Genomic DNA, 19,281 nt, shown 5'->3' with positions numbered 1-19,281 from the left:
GTACGTTAATCACATTAACCTGATAGGGCTACGGCCAATTGATAATCATGATTTTCACTCACAAGTTATTGATCGATTTAATGTTTGAAGGTGTTGAACCGGTATACAGCGGTTTTGCGACACCATCAATCAGCACCTTGAGGTGATTGGTTTGCGTCCGTTGATAAGTAAATGGCGTCTGAGCTCCCAAATATTCGCTCAGGAAGCGGATCACTCGTTTTTGATATTGAGTGTAGCTAACTTGCTTGGGCATGGCGGGCTCTCCTTGGCAATCTTGTTGCGAAAAGAGTAACCAAGCTTTGGCCGGATGGGGAGGATAATAAGCTTATGAAAGTAATATCACGAGTGGAAAGACTAGGATCGGCCACCCGATTAGGGCACCGATCTTAAACTTAGTGAACGATTATCGCTGACTTTTCACGGCTTTTTTCGCCGCTTTCGCCAGTTGCTCGGCATCACTACGCGCTTGGGCAATGTGCTCAAGCAGCTTATCGGCGGGCTCATCGTTTGGGTCTTGCGCCACCAGCTCACCGCGGAAGGCTTTGGCCAAAATACTTTGCGTGAGGTTATCCACCCGCGCTTGGGATTTTTCACTTGATGACTTAACAGGATGTTTTTTATAAATAGTCTGAAATCGAGTTTAACGCAGCTTATCGGCAATCTTGCTTATGTGCTAGGTTGCCGATCACGCTTGGGCGATTGCTGATAGAAATTGAGCGAATTACTTGTTATCCGTTTGCTGTAGAAAAGTCTTTTTCTAACCAGTTAATCACTTAACCAAAACGCTTCCTGCTCCAAAGCTAAACCTTGTTTCTTCATTTCAGTCACCAGAGCTTGTAATTGAGGCGACTGCTCTAAAAGACGTTGGCTATTTCGCTCGAAAATAGCAAAGTCACGAAAGGTATCCACCCATAACCGATTTTGTCCATAGCGCGCTAATCTCGACTGCCAGTTTGGCATTAGCCAAAAAGTGGCTCTTTCTCCAAGCTTATCTTTCAATCGGCGGTAATTATTTAGCCCAACGCCATCATAGTCAGCAAAAAGATAAACCAGCGGAGACCTTTCAGGCAGAGATAACCAGGTGATTAATTTATTATCTAACTGCCCTCGATACCAAATAACGGTACAAGGCTCATTGTTTGGTAGCCAATCTAGTCGATCAAATAGGGCTTGATTCTCCACTAACCAAATAGCGTGATGACTGTGAAGATTGCGGTTTCTTTCTTGACCGAGTTCCAGCGCCATTACGCCAAACGATTGTGTCGCTGTATGCAAATCTTGAGTGGGTACACCACACATTTCCCAGTATGGATTGGCTGACGTTTTTGCTAAAACATAGCTAATATCGTGGGTCACTCTACCCTGTTTACTGCTTCGGGCACTGGCTATATTGATGGCTCTTTGTGGCACAGATAGCGGCAGATCTTGGTGTGGTGAGAGTTGCTCTAGAGTAACTTTAACAATGGTCAGATCTTGAATACTGTAAGCGACACCTCGGCCGCTGGGTGAGATACGTATGCTGTGAGTCTTTCGGCAAAATTCGTCGAGTTGTCGCCTCTGCGCAGTCGTCATTGTACTCGCTGCAATCGCGTCTGGATGTGCGTTAATGAGCCGTTTTAACGCAGCAATCAATGGCTGACTCATTGTGTTTTCTCCACTATTGGCCGAGTCACGATACCGCTTTCGATGGACGACAATAACTGCCAGCTATTACGGCTAATGACGTTTTTACCATTCACTTGGTGAATCGGCACACAATAACGAGCGGTGGTTAACGGTGCCGGCGAGGCAAAAATTAACGCGAAACCAAATTGCTCGGCTATCTCAATTAAGTTGGCTTGGTTCTTGGTATCCAATGCCAACGCCTCGTCCAAATAACAGACTGCTTTCATTTGGTGACGTTTGTCTTGCATTAGGTGCAGCATGGCAAGGCCGGTGACTAACTTCGCCATCAATACCGTGCCGTTAGACGCGGCGCTATCAATATCTTCAAATGACTCTTGCTGCTGCCCCTGCTTTGCCACGACAAACTCAAGCCTAAATAAGTCTGCGACTCTTAATCCTTGGCGAGCATTGCCCTCTTCAATTAACGTATTTTTCGCCCGCTCTAGATCAGCATCATCTAAAATGCTCGCTTGATCGAACAAATCGAAACTCTGACCACTCTCTGTCTGTTCAGCTTGATGTATCAACACATTCATCGCTGCCACTAGCTGACTTTCCTCAACCGGTTCAATTTTAAACGTTTTTAAATCCGAGAGTTGGCGATGGCTAATTAACCGATTGAACTCTTTCATTTTACTTTGCAAAGCAAGCAGACCACTACGTAACTCCCTTAAGCTCGCTGTCACATTAACCACCGCAGAACGCGCTTTTCTCTCTAAGGCTTGCTTTTCATCATCTAAACAGTGGCTAAATTGAATAATGCCTTTTAGCTCTTCATCTTGAGTGGACGCCATGTGAAACTTCGTCAGCCCTTTTTGAACTAACTCATTTTTTATTTGGCGTAATTCTTTAGCTAGTTTATCTAGTTCTCGACAGTCTTCGATATACTGTTCAAGACGAATGGGCAATAACTCTAGACTCCATTCTTCAGTCGCTATCCATGGGGTATGAGGTTGCTCCACTAATGCCGTAAATAAGGCTTGGTCATCGATTCTCTGTTTCTTCAGCTTCTCGACACTCGCATTATCTAAAGTTAATTGACTCAGTTGCTCAGATACTTGCTTAATTTGATCCGTCAGCGCTTGATAGTTGTCCTTGGCGCTATTTAAGGCAGCATTTATCGCCGAGAGATCTTGCTCGAACTTGATTTTTTGTTCTAAACGTTGTGGCTGATTGGCAGTTAATTGCTCAAGCTGCCGGTAATCGGCGATAGCCTGTTCACACTCTCTCACAACTCGATGCAGTTCGTTCTTCTTCTTTTCAGCCGCTTCTCTTTGCTGACTGATCTCTAGCAGTTCTGTCAGGCTATTTATCTGCTGGTTAACGCTATCTAGCTCTTCCACCAGCTCTTGTTCGGTCTTTTGAACATGTTGAGGAATGAGCTCATCAAGAGATAAGGTTAAACCAGAAACAGTGATCGATGAGGCCGTTTCACCACTCAGTATTTCGCGCAGTTGATTAATATCGAGTACATAGTGCGAGGGTGAACGCTGCATCACTTGCTGACTCAGCACTTTGTTCAATTTTTCCAGCTCATGTGCTTGGAGCAATTTGGAGAGATGAAGATATAAGTTATCATCTAACGTTTGCCGTTGCGTTTCCAACCTTTGGCGATTTTCTGTCCGTTCATTTAATTGTCTGGCTAAATCTGATGAAGAAGAACGTTGTGATTGAATACACAAGGCGGTCTGTTCTTCATAATGTTGTTTGGCTAGGTTGAGCTGACTCTCTAAATAGGCTGGATTCGGAATCAACGCAAAGCGAGTTTGAAGCTCTTGATGCTGTTCTTCCGTACGTTTTAGATCAGTGAGCTTGTTGTTTAATTCACTGCGAGCTTCAGCACGAGCGATATCCTGGTTTCGTAATTCATTTTGTGTATTTTCAAGCCGATTTTTTTGTTTTGATAACTTTTCGGTCATCGTTTGTACGTAACCATGCCAATCCTGTAACAGTTGATTCACTTTGGATTGTGACGAAGCGATTTTACCTCTGAGCGACAATGTACGCTGAAATTTATGCTCCAGTTCTTCGATGGCCGCAAGATTATTCACCGCCGCTAGATACTGATCCCGCTCTAAGTTGATATCTTGAAATGCCTTCTCCCATTCTTGCTTAAAATCGATACTCGCATTGGGCAGCTCACGGCTAAATATCTTGAGCAAGTAGTCTTTTACATCGCTGGAATTGAGCTTATCCAACCTGAGCGTTTTGGTGAGCACTTGCTGGAAAGAACGCGCATCACTGACGTGTTCAAGTTTGAATACCGTAAAATCAATATCACTGCTCCTCTTACTTTTTGCACCACCGTAAATCAAATGACGAAAATCTCTGTCATTGTATAGATTGACTCTATGCTGATGGCTAGCCAGATGGTTGACCAGTTTGTTTTGAGAAACAATATGACCATCTGCCAAACGATAATCATCCAGGTTCAATTCACCTTGGTAGGCAAAGTATTCATACTCGTGACCGACGCCTTTACCAACGCAGCCGAAAACAACGGTTCCGGTTTGAGGAAGTATAACTTCGAGCAGAATGTAAGCGCTGTTGTTTGGAAAATAGAAGCGACGTGCCTTTTCAACGCTATGAGACCCAAAGTCCATTCTTCTTTGGTCAATGATCAATAGAAACTGGAGAGCGTTGATTAGACTGGTTTTACCGTGATTATTTGGTGCGATTAATGATACAGAATCATCCAGTGGCAGCTCTGCTCGCTGATATCCAGCGCTGCCAATTAATGCTAGTCGTTGAAAACCGTAATTTAGCATGATTCATCCTCCTTATCAGTGAGTCCATCGCTGACAGAGGCTTGCTCGGTAATCGCCTCAAAGTGGTCTAAGTAACGATATACCGAAGGCAATAAGCGCCAGTGGTTGTTTTCTTGAATCGCAAAGCCTTTTCGCACCGCATTTTCGAGTATTTTTACCAATGCACCCTGATCTAACTCTTCTGCATCCAACAATCCTTGATGCTTTTCATAGACCTCATTCAGCACTTTATTGTCAATGTTCCACTGGTAAAACTGACTCAAAGAACGACCATTATCCGCTTGGTAATCAAAAATCACCATCAGCAGCAAAGCCAACTGACGCGATTGCTTATTGATGTTTTGATTCCCCTCATCGTCATGAAACCAAGCAAAACCACGCCCATCGATACGTAGCTCAAACCCTAGGTTAGAAAATAGATGTCGATACTGCTCTGATTGCTGCTCGAGTTCATACCACAGGGCCGCATCTGTCGAACGGTTCAGGTGTCGACCTGAATTGAATAAGCCGAACAGTTCTGTGAGATGTGTCAGTTCAGTTAAGTCGAGTTTGCTATTTTGCATTATCCATACCCTTTGTACTTTTTGGGAGAGTCAAGGTCGTTAGTTGATGAGGATGATAAGTGACAGAGACGGTGCTGAGCATTGTGGTACAAAGATTTGATCCCAACAGGCTTTGCCATTGTGGTTCTCGTACCAGCTCATGATAGAGACGGAGTAATTCTGTATCAGATAAATAGCGATAGTGTGTCGTTAACCAAATCATGAGATTCTCAACCGGCAATGCTTCTGAAAGTTGTTCACGCAATCGCTGTTCATCGATCCAATTCACTAAGAGGTTATCCGGCAGCGATACTTCATCCGGAAAAACAATAGAACTCGGTTTGAAATTCAAAAATTCCGCCATCAATTGCCGCACTTCGTTGCCTATTTGGATTTTACTGGTACGACTGGTTTTCCATATTGGTAAGCCGACCGCGTTTAGCCCTCGGACTAGCCCCTTCTTACGAACTTGGCTTATTTGCTTGCTAATCACAGCAGAAAGCTGGTTATGTAACCGCGCTTCCTCTCTCAGTGGTAACAAGGTATCTGCACATTGTTGAGCGATAATTCGTCCTTGGTATCGTAGATCTTTAACTTGATAAGCTATCTGACGCATTGCCAAGCGTTGTTGATATAACGAACCACGAATTGCCAGAGTATCCACCGCTTTATCGAGCGCTTCTTCCGCTTTTTCCAACAATGGATAAAAACTACCACCAAGACCGCTATCCATCATTTCATTCATGGGTTCAACGTACTTGTCATACACTTCAAGAACTTCACGATAGCGCCGTTCAATTGGCACACTGGTGTCTGCTGATTTAGCCGCTTCAGCAATGTCAAAAATGGCTTGCTTGTCTTGTGTTAATTGTTGGGTAATTTTTCTCGTCAGCTCTGATAATTGGTTAGCGCCTGTACGCAGTAAATCATTATCGGTGTCTTCAAGTCCCTTTAATACTTGACTAGTCGCGTTTTTGATTGCTTCAACGCGAGCTTTGAGCACTGCTGACAAACCAAGCTCATGCTCCTGAGTCAAACCACGTACAAAATCCACCACCAACGTGTTGATCTGATAATCACTACTTCGGCAGATAGGCTGCAAAATGTCCGCGTTGATAAGACTCGTCAGCACAGTGTTAGTATCTGCATCTTTATTTTTATACTGGTTTATCACTTGTTCGAGGATGCGGAGCTGAAATGCAGGGAACTCTCGAGAAAGACGAGTTAGCTGCTCGACCACTTCCCAATGGCGATGCAATTGATAGATGAGACTTTTGGGCGCAACCATTGCACTTCCTTATTCACAAAGTTAGACCTTTGATTCACAAAAACTAGGCATAAATTGAAACTCAACTCATAATGTCTAGTTAATGGCAACAGGTAAACAGTGCATACATAAACATGTCAAATAACTAGACAAAGGTCTTAAAATGGGTAAGAGGCCAATACGTTGGGATCTGCTGATGGAGATAGATAAAATCCCATGTGACAATAACGCTGGTGATTTATGATCAGCAAGATGTGGAAACCCTAACCCATTAATTTTAATGATCTTAAGGCGTAAAAAAAGACGCCCTAGGGCGTCTTTTTTTAGAATATGGCGGTGAGTGAGAGATTCGAACTCTCGGTACGTTGCCGTACACACACTTTCCAGGCGTGCTCCTTCAGCCACTCGGACAACTCACCGTAATGGGCTAGCATCTTGTGCTAACGAGGCGCTAATTTAATGATATTCATTAATAGGGTCAAGCAGAAATCTTAAAAAAACTCACATCTTGGCTTGTTTGGCTAATTATTACCTCATTTGTTCAAAAACCCTTCATCAGTTCCCTGGATACTCGCATTGATCGTACGTTTAGAGTTAAGATAACTTCACTTTTTGCTGTTGACTATGAGGCTTTACTTTGACCTTAAACGATATTCTAAGCGCTGCAGATTTAGAAGATAAACTTCTTAATGAAGCGAAAACCCAAGGCTTTATTACTGCCATGGCCCTCGCGCCGAATGTTCTTCCTCCTTCAGAATGGTTGCCATTTTTGTGGGGTGATGATGATACGGCTCCCTTTAGTGATGCAAAGCAGATGGAAAGCTATTTTGGGTTGATTATCCGTTTATGGAATGAATATCGCCCTGCTCTTTTAGACGGCAGTTGGTCTTGGCCTGAAGGATGTGAACTGGATGAAGAAGATATCGTCACACAGAATACTCGTGATTTCTGTGAAGGGGTTTTACAGGGCTGGCAATTAACGCGTGATGATTGGGAAGTGCTGATGCCAGAAAATAGTCAAGAGAATGCCCTGATGGGGGGTGTGTTGTTATCGTTGAGCATGTTGTACGATCCAGAAACGTCTTTGGCCACCTTAGCTGAACAAGGCATGAACGATTTAGATCAGTTTACTGAAATCTATAACGCGATTCCTGTGATGCTATGTGGTTTAACTCAGCGTGCCGCCGATTTAGCGGGGTCTGACTCTCAATAACCACGCCAGCGATCACAACCATCTAAAGCATCAACTCAAAAAAACCGTCAGTCGCAACTGACGGTTTTTTCATTAAGCGTTCCCTTGTACTTGGCGATTGAGCTGCTCAGCAAAATCCAACATGCGATTTAAAGGCACCAAGGATTTCACTCGTGTCGCTTCATCAACAAACACCTCATGCTCTTCACCGCCATCGCGGAGTGCTTGTTCTATGGCTTTCAATCCATTCATTGCCATCCACGGGCAATGAGCACAGCTGCGGCAGGTGGCTCCTGCACCAGCCGTGGGCGCTTCAATTAATTGTTTCTCTGGCACCATTTGCTGCATTTTAAAGAAAATGCCTTTGTCCGTTGCCACAATCATGGTTGATTGAGGGAGTGTTTTTGCTGCCTTGATTAATTGACTGGTCGAGCCAACCGCATCAGCCAGTTCAACCACACTGGCCGGAGATTCAGGGTGAACGAGAATCGCAGCATCTGGATACAACCCTTTCATTTTGCGTAAGGCATCGGCAGAAAACTCATCATGTACTACGCACTCTCCTTGCCACAAGAGCATTTCTGCTCCGGTCTTTTTGGCAATATAAGCGCCAAGGTGACGGTCTGGTCCCCAGATAATCTTTTTATCTTGTGAATCAAGATGCTCAACAATATCTAAGGCAATGCTTGAGGTAACTACCCAATCTGCGCGCGCTTTAACTGCGGCTGAAGTATTGGCATAAACAACAACGGTGTGCTCGGGATGGGCATCACAAAATTCGGTGAACTTATCAGCAGGACAACCTAAATCAAGCGAACACTCGGCTTTTAAGGTTGGCATCAGAATCCGCTTTTCTGGAGTCAGTATTTTCGCTGATTCCCCCATAAAACGTACACCAGCAATAATTAGTGTGGTTGCAGAATGACGATTACCAAATTTAGCCATTTCTAGTGAATCGCCGACAAAGCCGCCCGTCTCTTCAGCTAAGGCTTGAATTTCTGGGTCAGTATAGTAGTGGGCGATCAGTACAGCATCTTTCTCTTTTAGTAACCGCTTAGTGCTTGCTAAATAGGTAGTTTTCTCCATCTCACTAAGAGGAATAGGCTTAGCTGGGAAAGGGTAAACGGTGTCTATTTTATCCAGTATGTGACTCATTGCTCTGCTCTATGGATCATTATAATAATTCGCATATTGTACACTGTATCGGTCATCGTACACAAAAAAACCAGACTTAAATCAACATACCCTCCCCATTTGAAGCTGCAGCGGTGTTGGCTCCGTTCGTTCACTCCAATCGCATAGTTTCTATGCTCATGGGAATTCACTCATTTGCCGCTTACTTGCAACTCAACGTAGTTGAGGTATAGAGCACTTAATAAAAAGCCACTCATAAGAGTGGCTCAGCATTATCCATTTATATCAATTCGTTACTTTAATTTATCCTGAGCGGCTTTCGCCGAAGCACTATTCGGATATTCATTAATTACTTGCTGATAATATTTCTTTGCTTGCGCCGCATTATTATTACGCGCAGCGATATCACCGAGCTTGACTAAAGCATCGGCGCGTTTATTCGAATCGGAATAACTTAATACCGCCGCAAAGCTTTTCGCTGACTGCTGATCTTGTCGCTTAGCGAAATGTAACTGACCAAGCCAGTAGTGGGCATTTGCCGCAAAACTAGAATCCGGATAATCAGCTTGGAATTTTTCAAATGCTGCTATCGCACCAGCGTAATCACGCTTTTTTAAAATTAAATCCACGGCATTCTGATAAGCCGCTTGCTCGTTTACATCACTACTAAAAGTGCCTAGTGGCAGTTCATCATTTTGATTGGCAGCGATGGCATCTGCAGATGGCGATTGTTTAGCCGCACTACGTAGATTATCGAGTTCAACAAACAGTTCACGCTGGCGCTGCAACATTTGCTGCATATCGTAGGTATTTCTTTCTAGTTGGCCACGGAGCTCATTAATTTCTAGTGCCATTTCATCGAGTTGCTGCTGCATTTGCAACTGCATACGGTTGCGATTTTCAAGCAATCGTTCTAAACGGGCAACATCACCTTCATTTGACACGCCGCGGTTAGCCGACGTTGAGACTGAACGCTGACTAAGATCGGATACTGGAGCTGGTGCAGCGAGCGTAATGCTCGCTGCACTTGCCAGTAACGTAAGCGTAAAAACTTGCTTTAAGTTACTGAACATGAGGGATACCTCAATTAGTAAACAAGAACAGCTCGGCGGTTCTTCGCGTAAGCTTCTTCAGTTTGACCTAGAACCAGTGGTTTTTCTTCACCATAGCTCACGATCGAAATTTGATTGGCTTGTACACCCAGAGCCTCTAAATATTTGGCTACAGCGTTAGCACGACGCTCACCAAGCGCAATGTTGTACTCTGGCGTACCGCGCTCATCAGCGTGGCCTTCTACTGTCACTTTTAGACTCGGGTTTTTGCTTAGGTAAGCAGCATGGGCAGCAAGCATTTCTTCGTAACTACGTGCGATAGTGGCATTGTCAAATGCAAAGTAAATGGTTTGCGTTTCACGAAGTGCTTGCTCTTTAAGCTCTTGCTCTGACAACTGGCCATATTCACCGATTGGAGAAACAACGGTAGTATCAACACCACCCGCGCTACCAGACGTAGTTTGGTTAGTCTGTGAACCTGACGCTGATGCGGCGTCATCACTTGAGCTACATGCAGTAATAGCTAAAACAGGTAGCGCAATTAGGAGTCCCTTGAGAACTTTATTAAGTTGCATCTTATTTTCCTTACTATGAAATAGTTAGTTGCTAAATTATATGTTGGCTATAAAAACGGAGACCACGCTGGCGATCTAACTCGTCCATTGGTTGCCGGTAACCTTGCTTTAAATCGCCCATCAATAGAAACCATCGATAAGACGTTGGCCTGATTATACATCGAACTATAAATAACCATGCCACCATTTGGAGCAATACTTGGAGACTCATCTAACAAAGTTTGTGTTAATACTTGTAATGCACCGGTCTCAAGATCTTGTTTGGCTATATGAAAGCCTGAATTACTTCGATTCACCATGATCATGAATCGGCCATCCGGGGTAATCTGCCCACCGAGATTCTGCCGTCCTTGCCATGTCAATCGGTCCACCGCCTGATTTGCCAAATTTACTCGATAAATCTGCGGGTTACCACCCCTATCTGAGGTAAATATGAGCGACTTACCATCAGGATGCCAAAATGGTTCGGTATTATTTGAACGGCCATGGGTGATTTGTGTGAGTTTACGAGAAGCTAAATCAAGCGTATAGACTTGCAGCGTCCCAGTTTTCGACAGAACTAATGCCAGTGTTTTACCATCTGGAGAAAACCTCGGTGCACCATTATGTCTTGGATATGAGGTTAATTTTTCACGTTCCCCAGTGTAGATATCCATAATAAATATCTCAGCTTGGCCATTTTGAAAACTGACATAAGCCAACTGACGACCGTCTGGTGACCACGCTGGAGACATCAATGGCTGTTTAGAACGCAGCACCAAGCGCTCATTATAACCATCGTAGTCAGCAACACGTAATTGATAAGGGAAAGAGTCTTTATCATTAACGACAACATAAGCGATACGCGTTAAAAAAGCCCCCTTTTCACCCGTTAACTCTTCATAAACCAGATCAGAGATACGATGCGCATATTCACGCATCCGTGGCGCAGGTATCGTAGCGACTTTGTTAAATAACACATGATCTTTAGACAGCACGAGCTGCCCATCAGCACTTAACGCTCGGCTTTGCCCTTGGGTCAACTGACCACGAACCACGTCAACCAACTGATAATTAATAACATAATTACCTTGTTGATTGAGAGTAATTGAACCGGTCAGTAATGCATCAACGCCAATTCGAGTCCATGCATCAAACGTAACCTCAGTTTCACTGTAAGGCGTTTGTGGCATTCTATCGGTGGCAATGGGACTAAACTTGCCACTGCGTTGTAAATCGGAAGCAATCACCGCCGAAATATCTTCCGGTAGTGGTGTTTTTCCTTCCCATTTAAAAGGAACAATGGCAATTGGACGAGCAGAATTAATACCGTCGGTAATCACCAACTCTAGTGCCCCATAGGCAAGTTGCATACTACTGGTGAAAACCAGTAACCATCCTATTATTAATCGCTTTAACACAAACGGTTCCTTTTACTCAGGTGCTACAGTTAAATTAATGTTTTTCAGCCTTTCAATAAGATCCTTTTCATCGGCGGTAGGAAGAGGGAAACTACCAACTTTTGCTACCGCTCTCTTAGTCGCTGCGCATAGCCGATTATCGCCATTGAGTACTTGAACGTCACCTACTATAGCATCTGTGCCAGTAGGGATGAGACGTAAATTAACTCGACACTGTCGTCCTCGAAAACTATCCTCAAGCAGCAAGTTTTGTTGGATCATTTGGGTATAGATAGCTCCCCAACGCTGCGCTTCATTGGCAAGATGCTGTGATCGCGCTGCGGAAATGCTTTGCGCTTCACTTTCCAGACCAGAAAAAATGCTGTTCATCGCCGCTTCTTGCTCTTTGCGCTCACGCTCTAGTCGAGCCAAACGTTGCTGCTCTTGTCGAGCTTTTTCTGCCGCCTCTTTAGCGGCTTTTTCTTTGGCAATTCGTTCTTGTTCAGCGCGCTTTGCTGCTTCTTGTTCTTGACGCGCCTTTTCTTGCGCGGCCTGAGCTGCTTTCTCACGAGCAATACGCTCTTGTTCTGCTTTCGCTGCCGCGGCTTCTCTTGCTACTCGCTCCGCTTCGGCTTTTTTGGCTGCTTGCTCTGTAGCTTTACGTTGCGCTTCAGCTTTTGCAGCACGTTCTTGCTCTTGACGCGCTTTTTCTTCAGCCACTTGACGCTGTTGTTCTTGCTGTTGACGAACCCGCTCAGCTTCTCGAGCCGCTTGTGCCTCTCGCGCTTGCTGCTCTTTCAGTTGACGAATGCGCTCTTCTTCGGCTTTTCGGTTACGTTCGAGCTGTTCGGTTTCACGACGCAGCTTATCTAATCGCTCTTGCTCTTGTTTTGCCGCAGCCTCACGCTGATTACGTATCTGCTGTGCTTGTTGTTGAATCAAGCTAGGATCAATCACGACCGCTTGCATCATCGCTCCAGCAGAAGGCGTTTCTGGTTTTGACTGTGTAAAATCCGCACCCCAAAAAAGCACCACAACTAAAAGAACATGAAGGGCAACCGAAATCAACCATGGTTTATTATCGGCACGTTGCAATGTTTTTTTTGCTTTCATTAGCAATGGCAAACCTATTATTTTATGTCTGTTAATAGACCGACTTTTGCAACACCGGCTCGACTCAATTCATCTAAAACTAAGACAATTTCCGCATATGGTGTCGCAGCATCTCCCCCAACGGCAACGGGTGAATCCGGTTTTAATGATAACTCAGCTTTTACTCGAACAATCAAATCTTGCAATGAGAGTCCACGTTGCATCTCTTCATCATTGACGCTTAGTCCTAAGTTACCCGCTTGATCAACCTCAACAATGATAAAGCTTGCTTCACTGTCTCCAGCAAGCTCTGCCGTTGATTGAGCGATGGTCGTTCTCGGCAACTCAACCTCTACCCCTTGAGTAATGAAAGGTGAGGTCACCATAAAGATGATCAACAACACCAACATGACATCGATATAGGGTACGACATTGATCTCTGCTGTCATCTTCCGTTTCTTCGGTTGATAGCCAGTCATGCGTTATTCCCTACCCGCCATCGCTTGGCGGTGTAAAATACTATGAAACTCTTCGGAAAAAGTAGCGTAAATATGTTCTAGCTTAGTCACTTTACTGCTGAATCGATTATAAGCAATGACGGCTGGAATGGCAGCAAACAGACCCATTGCTGTTGCGACCAAAGCTTCGGCAATACCAGGAGCTACCATGGCTAACGTCGCCTGCTTAACAGCACCTAAGGCGATAAAGGCATGCATAATCCCCCAGACCGTTCCAAATAGGCCGATATATGGAGTAATTGAGCCAACTGTCGCTAAAAAAGGCAAATGCGCTTCTAGCTCATCAACTTCACGAGCGACGGTCACTCTCATCGTCCGCCCGGTACCTTCCATAATATAATCTGGTGCATTGGCGTTACTTTTGTGTAAACGAGCAAACTCGGTAAAACCGCTGTAGAAAATCTCTTCGGTACCTTCTAGCGTATCTTTACGCTTTTTGACCTCTTGATACAAAATAGACAGGTCGGTGCCTGACCAAAATTTATCTTCAAATTCTTCGGCTTGACGTTCCGCTTGTGCCAATGCTTTATGACGTTTAATAATCACTGCCCAAGAAGCAACTGACATAGCTAAAAGAATTAACATCACCAATTTAACCAGTAAACTGGCTTGTAAAAATAGATCGAGCATTGAAATATCAGCAGTCACTATGAGTAAACTCCAAAATCATTGATTGAGGCAATCCAATCGGCCTCATTTTCTGGTTATCGATACATGCTACCTTAACTAAGGCTTTACACAATAGCTGTCCGTTAGGATTGACCAGCTCTTGACAGAAAGTTAAAGAGACTTTTTTAAGTTCAACGACCGAGGTTTTCACGGTTAATTGATCATCCAAACGTGCAGCACGGATGAAATCAACACTCGCACTTCGGACCACGAAACCGATATTTTGTTCCAATAATTGCTGTTGAGAAAAACCCAACGAACGCAATATTTCGGTACGCGCACGTTCAAAGAACTTCAGATAATTGGCATGATAAACCACACCACCCGCGTCGGTGTCTTCATAATAGACCGTTATCGGCCAATCAAAAATTTGCCCCATAATGCCAAGTCGCCTCAGTCATGGTTAAGATGAGTTGATTACTATACCGCATCTCGGCAGCGCGAGTACAAGAAGAAGCGTAAGATTTTGTTGGAATGTGCTAAAAAAATAGCGCTATCTGATTAAAAGATAGCGCTATCGTTACTTTGCTGTCGTGTCAGTCTTATGAATGACTTTACGATACTCCTGAAAAACGCAAGAACAAGAACCCAACGAGGATTGGCAGTGAAAAGTAAGGACTAAAAACGCCTTGCCATAACCAATAACGTGGCTTGAAACCAACCCCGTAAACCATACTTGAACACATTGCCCAAATCAGTAATGGACCAATAATGGCATTGAACCCACCAATACTCACTGCATAGGCTTCAGGATCCCACATGACCATTGCAACATGGTAAAACCCTAACACCATAACTAATGCTCTAAGAGCACCTTTATCTAATGGTTGATGCAGTCTAGTGAGTCGTTCAGACCAATCACTCACGGTCTTTATCCATCATTTCAGAGTGCTCTAACCAAAGAGCATTGATGATGCCAAACGCACAAGCCAGCAATACACCAAGAATCCATGCAAAATACCACATTGTTTCGCTCCTTAGTAAAGTGAGTTGTTGTTATCTTCGATGTACTTGTTATCCAAGCGACCGAACATTTTATAGTAAGACCATACCGTGTAACTCAAGATAATAGGGACCATAACAAAAGCTACCCCAGTCATTAAGTTCAGAGTTAACTCACTCGATGTTGCATCCCACATGGTTAGGCTATGACTTGGTACTAAGTCTGAAGGCATGACAAATGGGAACATCGCAAAACCAGCGGTTAAGATGATCCCAGCATTACCAAGACTTGATACTAAAAACGCCAAAGCGCATTTTTCAAAACGTGACGCTAAAACAGCCAGTAGCGGCATAACCACCCCAAGCGCAGGAGCCAACCACAAGATAGGATACTGTTGGAAATTATGCATCCAAGCACCCGCTTCACGAATTACTTCTTTATTTAGCGGATTAGAGGCAGCCGAAGTATCAATTGCACTGACAATCACATAACCATCAATATGTTGAATCCAAAAACCACCCAACACAAACAAGACAAAGGTTAACAAACCGGCTAATTGTGCGGTATTGCGTGCACGAGTATGCAAATCGCTGGTGGTTTTCATTTGTAACCACGTGGCACCTTGCATCAAGATCATAAACAAGCTAACTAATCCGCACACTAAAGCAAAAGGATTGAGCAAACCAAAGAATGAACCGTGATAACTTGGCATCATCAGTTCGTTCAATTGGAAAGGAACGCCCTGTAACAAGTTACCAAACGCGACACCGAAAATGATTGGTGGCACAAAACCACTGATCGAGATACAAATGTCCCAGGTATTACGCCATTTTGGATCTTCTATCTTAGAGCGATAGTCTAAGCCCAGAGGGCGTAACCAAAGCGCAGCAAGAGTGACCATCATCGCCAGATAAAATCCAGAGAATGATGTGGCATAAACCAAAGGCCAAGCGGCAAATAGTGCACCACCAGCGGTAATGAGCCACACCTGGTTACCATCCCAGTGAGGGGCAATCGAGTTAATCATCACTCGACGCTCAGAGTCGTTTTTACCCAAAATAGGGACTAATGCTCCAACCCCCATATCAAAGCCATCGGTGATGGCAAAACCGATAAGTAGGACACCAATCAGTACCCACCAAATCAGTCGTAAGATCTCGTAATCAAACATATTGCTTTCTCCTTGCCTAGGCTTCGACTTGACGGTTGACTTTGTCTTCCAACGAGCTGCCATTTTGTTCGAAATGGTAGCGGCCAGTTTTCAAGCTACTTGGGCCTTTACGAATGAACTTCAGCATTAAATACACTTCAGCAATAAGGAATAACGTATACAGCGCTAAGATCGCAATCAGTGATGTCCAAATTTGTCCCGCCGTCAATGCGGATGCCGCAACGTTAACCGGAAGTATTTCACCGACCGCCCAAGGCTGACGACCGTATTCAGCGACAAACCAACCCGCCTCAGCAGCAATCCATGGTAATGGAATACTCCATAGTGCCGCTTTGAGTACCCACTTTTTCTGCTCGATTTTTTGGCGACAAGTTTGAACAAACGCCGCGCCGAACACAAACAACATAATAAAGCCACAGACCACCATGATACGGAAAGACCAGAATAGCGGCCATACCGTAGGGATAGAATCGTCTGCTGCGGCTTGGATTTGCGCCTCTGTGGCATCAACAACATTCTCAGTGTATCGTTTTAGCAGTAAGCCATAACCGAGATCTTGCTTAACCTCATTAAAGGCCAGCATGTTCTCTGCCGATTTATCACCGGCACGAAGTTGCTGTAATAGGTCGTAGGCATACATACCATTACGGATACGATCTAAATGCTCTTCACGTAGATCACGTAAACCGGTGACTTCTTTATCTAATGAACGAGTCGCGATAATCCCCATCAGATAAGGAATTTTGACCGCATAATCCGTTTGCATCGTTTCTTGGTTAGGAATACCAAATAGGGTAAACGCAGCAGGAGCAGGTTCAGTGTGCCACTCAGACTCGATAGCCGCTAGTTTTACCTTTTGTACATCACCCAGCTCATAACCTGATTCATCACCAAGTACAATTACAGACAGGACTGCGGCAATACCAAAAGAGGCAGCGATAGCAAATGAGCGACGAGCGAACGCAACATCACGTCCCTTCAGTAGGTAGTAAGCGCTGATACCAAGAATAAACATCGCCCCGGTGGTGTAGCCAGCAGCCACTGTATGAACAAATTTAACTTGTGCGACCGGGTTGAGTACCACATCAGCAAAGCTAACCATCTCCATACGCGTGGTTTCAAAATTGAACTCAGCACCTACAGGGTTTTGCATCCAACCGTTAGCAACAAGAATCCACAAGGCAGAGAAACTAGAGCCTAAAGCAACCAGCCAAGTTACGGTAAGGTGTTGGCGTTTAGAAAGCCTATCCCATCCAAAGAAGAACAAACCGACAAAGGTTGATTCTAAAAAGAAAGCGACCAGCGCTTCAATGGCGAGCGGCGCACCAAAAATATCGCCGACGTAGTGGGAATAGTAAGACCAGTTAGTTCCGAACTGGAACTCCATGGTCAAGCCAGTCGCCACACCCAGTGCAAAGTTAATCCCGAAAAGCTTACCCCAGAACTTTGTCATGTCCTTATAGATTTGCTTATCGGTCATTACATAAAGTGACTCCATAATGGCGAGTAAAAACGCCATGCCCAAAGTCAATGGAACGAATAAGAAGTGATACATCGCTGTCAGTGCAAACTGCAACCGCGATAGCTCCACTACATCAATCATGGTAACTCCTTTGTGTCGGCTGAATGACACTTATGACATAACGCCCAACGTATACGTGAATTAAACGTAAGATCACCGCTTAATTTCTTGTAATGAATTGTTGCAATTATGTGCCGTTGTGGTTAGTAAATCGTTAAGCTCTAGCTAATATAGCTGCGACTAATACTACTGCCAAAGACCCTGAGTTTCAAAGGGTTTGTTTGGGAAAGCGCTTTGATTTAAATCAATTTCCGTGATACATCAATGCGCAAAAAAACAACAAAATGATACAAATCAAGAAAAGGTCAGATTGGGTGTTTTAATAAGGTAAAAAAAAGCAGAGTGGATACGGATATTAAACACAATCAGTTAACAATAAACTCAATTAGTCTATTTTTCGTCATTTTAAGTAATGTGTAAAAATGTGACCGAAATAAAAATATTTTGAGCTTATTCCGCTTTTTCTATCGTGGAGTATTAAGCACTCTCCTCACGTCGGTTCATGTCGCCACTCAATAGCCAGCTAGGCTCTGACATAAACACACATAAATCATACAGAGCACGTATGACATGGTCATAAAGGAATCACAGGAGATATTTTGCAGATAAGGTAACCTCAATACTGCCGATAGTTGAAGCGTTCGACAGTATTGAGTTTATTGATCAGAAAAGCGAAGCTTTACCTCGATTGATGATGAAATAGCGTATCGAATTGAAATCAGAGACTACTTTTCTATTCCAAAATGCAGATAAGCTCGATCGGTTGCAATACGTCCACGAGGGGTACGCTGCAAATAACCTTGCTGAATAAGGGAAAGGTTCTAATACATCCTCAATGGTATCTTTCTCTTCGCCAATCGCCGCGGCCAAGTTATCAAGCCCAACGGGACCACCAGAGAATTTTTCCATGATCGCCAACAGTAGCTTTCTGTCCATATAATCAAAACCGAGATGATCGACATCAAGCATATCGAGCGCTTTACCCGCCGTATCCAGACAGATATGTCCATTTCCTTTCACTTCTGCATAATCTCGCACTCGGCGCAATAAGCGGTTAGCAATCCGTGGTGTACCTCGCGCGCGGCGCGCGACCTCTAATGCCCCATCCGCATCCATTGATAGTCCAAGGCATTGCGCGCTGCGCTGCACAATATTCTGTAAATCAGCGACATTGTAATATTCTAGACGTTGGACAATACCAAAGCGGTCGCGTAATGGTGAAGTGAGCGATCCAGCGCGGGTGGTAGCTCCAATCAGGGTAAAAGGCGGCAAATCGATTTTAATTGACCGAGCAGCAGGACCTTCACCGATCATAATATCTAATTGGTAATCTTCCATGGCAGGATAGAGTACTTCTTCGATCATTGGACTCAGACGATGAATTTCATCAATAAATAGGACATCATTTTCATCCAAATTGGTCAGCAACGCGGCAAGATCACCGGCTTTTTCCAATACTGGACCTGAGGTAGTACGAATATTCACGTCCATTTCGTTAGCGACAATATTAGCTAACGTAGTTTTACCCAGTCCAGGAGGACCAAAAATTAATAAGTGATCGAGAGGTTCACTGCGTTTTTGTGCCGCTTGGATAAAAATTTCCATTTGATCACGAACATGATCTTGTCCTTGATAGTCGGCAAGTTTTTTCGGTCGAATAGCCCGATCTATCACTTCTTCCTCTTTAAAAGCAGGACTGATTGGGGCAATAAGGCGATCGGCTTCGATCATA

The 19,281-nt window shown here is 44.2% G+C and carries 18 protein-coding genes, 1 tRNA gene and 2 pseudogenes; 1 reads left to right on the top strand and 20 read right to left on the bottom strand.

Annotation, left to right across the window (positions count from 1 at the left end; genetic code table 11):
* Positions 1 to 58: 58 nt before the first annotated feature.
* The 7 genes and pseudogenes from VIB_RS05440 to VIB_RS05410 all read right to left on the bottom strand — a co-directional run bounded on the left by VIB_RS05440 (position 59) and on the right by VIB_RS05410 (position 6,661).
* The gene (locus VIB_RS05440) at positions 59 to 253 is read right to left on the bottom strand and encodes a hypothetical protein (protein WP_040904215.1); all 195 of its coding nucleotides are present in this window, start codon (positions 251 to 253) and stop codon (positions 59 to 61) included.
* 150 nt (positions 254 to 403) lie between these two features.
* Positions 404 to 589, bottom strand: a pseudogene (locus tag VIB_RS05435) (restriction endonuclease subunit S); the annotation flags it as partial.
* A 176-nt stretch (positions 590 to 765) separates the two neighbouring features.
* Positions 766 to 1,644, bottom strand: coding sequence for a DUF7281 domain-containing protein (locus tag VIB_RS05430; RefSeq protein ID WP_004394974.1), 879 nt, complete (start codon positions 1,642 to 1,644; stop codon positions 766 to 768).
* Positions 1,641 to 4,433, bottom strand: coding sequence for a sbcc family protein (locus VIB_RS17870; protein WP_004394973.1), 2,793 nt, complete (start codon positions 4,431 to 4,433; stop codon positions 1,641 to 1,643). Before VIB_RS17870 ends, VIB_RS05430 begins: the two co-directional genes overlap by 4 nt.
* Positions 4,427 to 4,996 (bottom strand): condensin complex protein MksE, encoded by a 570-nt coding sequence (locus tag VIB_RS05420; RefSeq protein ID WP_040904213.1) that lies wholly within the window; start codon positions 4,994 to 4,996, stop codon positions 4,427 to 4,429. The genes VIB_RS17870 and VIB_RS05420 overlap by 7 nt, the downstream gene beginning before the upstream one ends.
* Positions 4,986 to 6,263: a hypothetical protein gene (locus tag VIB_RS05415; RefSeq protein ID WP_004394971.1), complete on the bottom strand. Its 1,278-nt coding sequence runs from the start codon at positions 6,261 to 6,263 to the stop codon at positions 4,986 to 4,988. Before VIB_RS05415 ends, VIB_RS05420 begins: the two co-directional genes overlap by 11 nt.
* 310 nt (positions 6,264 to 6,573) lie before the next feature.
* Positions 6,574 to 6,661: transfer RNA gene (locus VIB_RS05410), tRNA-Ser, on the bottom strand.
* Positions 6,662 to 6,879: 218 nt separating this feature from the next.
* Between VIB_RS05410 and VIB_RS05405 the strand changes: the two genes are divergently transcribed.
* Positions 6,880 to 7,455 (top strand): UPF0149 family protein, encoded by a 576-nt coding sequence (locus tag VIB_RS05405; protein ID WP_004394970.1) that lies wholly within the window; start codon positions 6,880 to 6,882, stop codon positions 7,453 to 7,455.
* A 72-nt stretch (positions 7,456 to 7,527) separates the two neighbouring features.
* Here the strand turns inward: VIB_RS05405 and nadA are convergent, their stop codons facing one another.
* The 13 genes and pseudogenes from nadA to ruvB form a co-directional block, all read right to left on the bottom strand.
* Positions 7,528 to 8,589: a quinolinate synthase NadA gene (nadA, locus tag VIB_RS05400; RefSeq protein WP_040904210.1), complete on the bottom strand. Its 1,062-nt coding sequence runs from the start codon at positions 8,587 to 8,589 to the stop codon at positions 7,528 to 7,530.
* A 272-nt stretch (positions 8,590 to 8,861) separates the two neighbouring features.
* The gene (gene ybgF / locus VIB_RS05395) at positions 8,862 to 9,641 is read right to left on the bottom strand and encodes a tol-pal system protein YbgF (protein WP_004394968.1); all 780 of its coding nucleotides are present in this window, start codon (positions 9,639 to 9,641) and stop codon (positions 8,862 to 8,864) included.
* Between the two features lie 14 nt (positions 9,642 to 9,655).
* Positions 9,656 to 10,195, bottom strand: a complete 540-nt coding sequence (pal, locus tag VIB_RS05390) for a peptidoglycan-associated lipoprotein Pal (protein WP_004394967.1) — start codon at positions 10,193 to 10,195, stop codon at positions 9,656 to 9,658.
* A gap of 47 nt (positions 10,196 to 10,242) precedes the next feature.
* Positions 10,243 to 11,547: a Tol-Pal system beta propeller repeat protein TolB gene (tolB, locus tag VIB_RS05385; RefSeq protein ID WP_212752397.1), complete on the bottom strand. Its 1,305-nt coding sequence runs from the start codon at positions 11,545 to 11,547 to the stop codon at positions 10,243 to 10,245.
* Between the two features lie 60 nt (positions 11,548 to 11,607).
* Complete coding sequence (tolA, locus tag VIB_RS05380) at positions 11,608 to 12,687, bottom strand: cell envelope integrity protein TolA (protein ID WP_004394965.1); 1,080 nt, start codon at positions 12,685 to 12,687, stop codon at positions 11,608 to 11,610.
* Between the two features lie 17 nt (positions 12,688 to 12,704).
* Positions 12,705 to 13,145, bottom strand: coding sequence for an ExbD/TolR family protein (locus VIB_RS05375; protein WP_004394964.1), 441 nt, complete (start codon positions 13,143 to 13,145; stop codon positions 12,705 to 12,707).
* 3 nt (positions 13,146 to 13,148) lie between these two features.
* Positions 13,149 to 13,832: a protein TolQ gene (gene tolQ / locus VIB_RS05370; protein WP_004394963.1), complete on the bottom strand. Its 684-nt coding sequence runs from the start codon at positions 13,830 to 13,832 to the stop codon at positions 13,149 to 13,151.
* On the bottom strand, positions 13,822 to 14,232 hold the full coding sequence (gene ybgC, locus VIB_RS05365; protein ID WP_004394962.1) for a tol-pal system-associated acyl-CoA thioesterase: 411 nt from the start codon (positions 14,230 to 14,232) through the stop codon (positions 13,822 to 13,824). Before ybgC ends, tolQ begins: the two co-directional genes overlap by 11 nt.
* 175 nt (positions 14,233 to 14,407) lie before the next feature.
* Entirely contained in the window at positions 14,408 to 14,719 is a 312-nt protein-coding gene (gene ybgE / locus VIB_RS05360) for a cyd operon protein YbgE (RefSeq protein WP_050782709.1), read from the bottom strand.
* A complete protein-coding gene (gene cydX / locus VIB_RS17250; RefSeq protein ID WP_010319196.1) occupies positions 14,712 to 14,819 on the bottom strand; it encodes a cytochrome bd-I oxidase subunit CydX in 108 nt (35 codons plus the stop codon). Before cydX ends, ybgE begins: the two co-directional genes overlap by 8 nt.
* Before the next feature lie 11 nt (positions 14,820 to 14,830).
* Complete coding sequence (cydB, locus tag VIB_RS05350; protein WP_004394961.1) at positions 14,831 to 15,967, bottom strand: cytochrome d ubiquinol oxidase subunit II; 1,137 nt, start codon at positions 15,965 to 15,967, stop codon at positions 14,831 to 14,833.
* Between the two features lie 16 nt (positions 15,968 to 15,983).
* Positions 15,984 to 17,570, bottom strand: a complete 1,587-nt coding sequence (gene cydA / locus VIB_RS05345) for a cytochrome ubiquinol oxidase subunit I (protein WP_040904208.1) — start codon at positions 17,568 to 17,570, stop codon at positions 15,984 to 15,986.
* A 704-nt stretch (positions 17,571 to 18,274) separates the two neighbouring features.
* A pseudogene (ruvB, locus tag VIB_RS05340) lies at positions 18,275 to 19,280 on the bottom strand (Holliday junction branch migration DNA helicase RuvB).
* Between the last annotated feature and the right edge of the window lies 1 nt (position 19,281).

Origin of the sequence: Vibrio metschnikovii CIP 69.14 (assembly GCF_000176155.1) — a bacterium.
GTDB lineage: Bacteria > Pseudomonadota > Gammaproteobacteria > Enterobacterales > Vibrionaceae > Vibrio > Vibrio metschnikovii.
The sequence above is the reverse complement of the archived record's forward strand: the minus strand, read 5'-3'. Positions and strand labels throughout refer to the sequence as shown.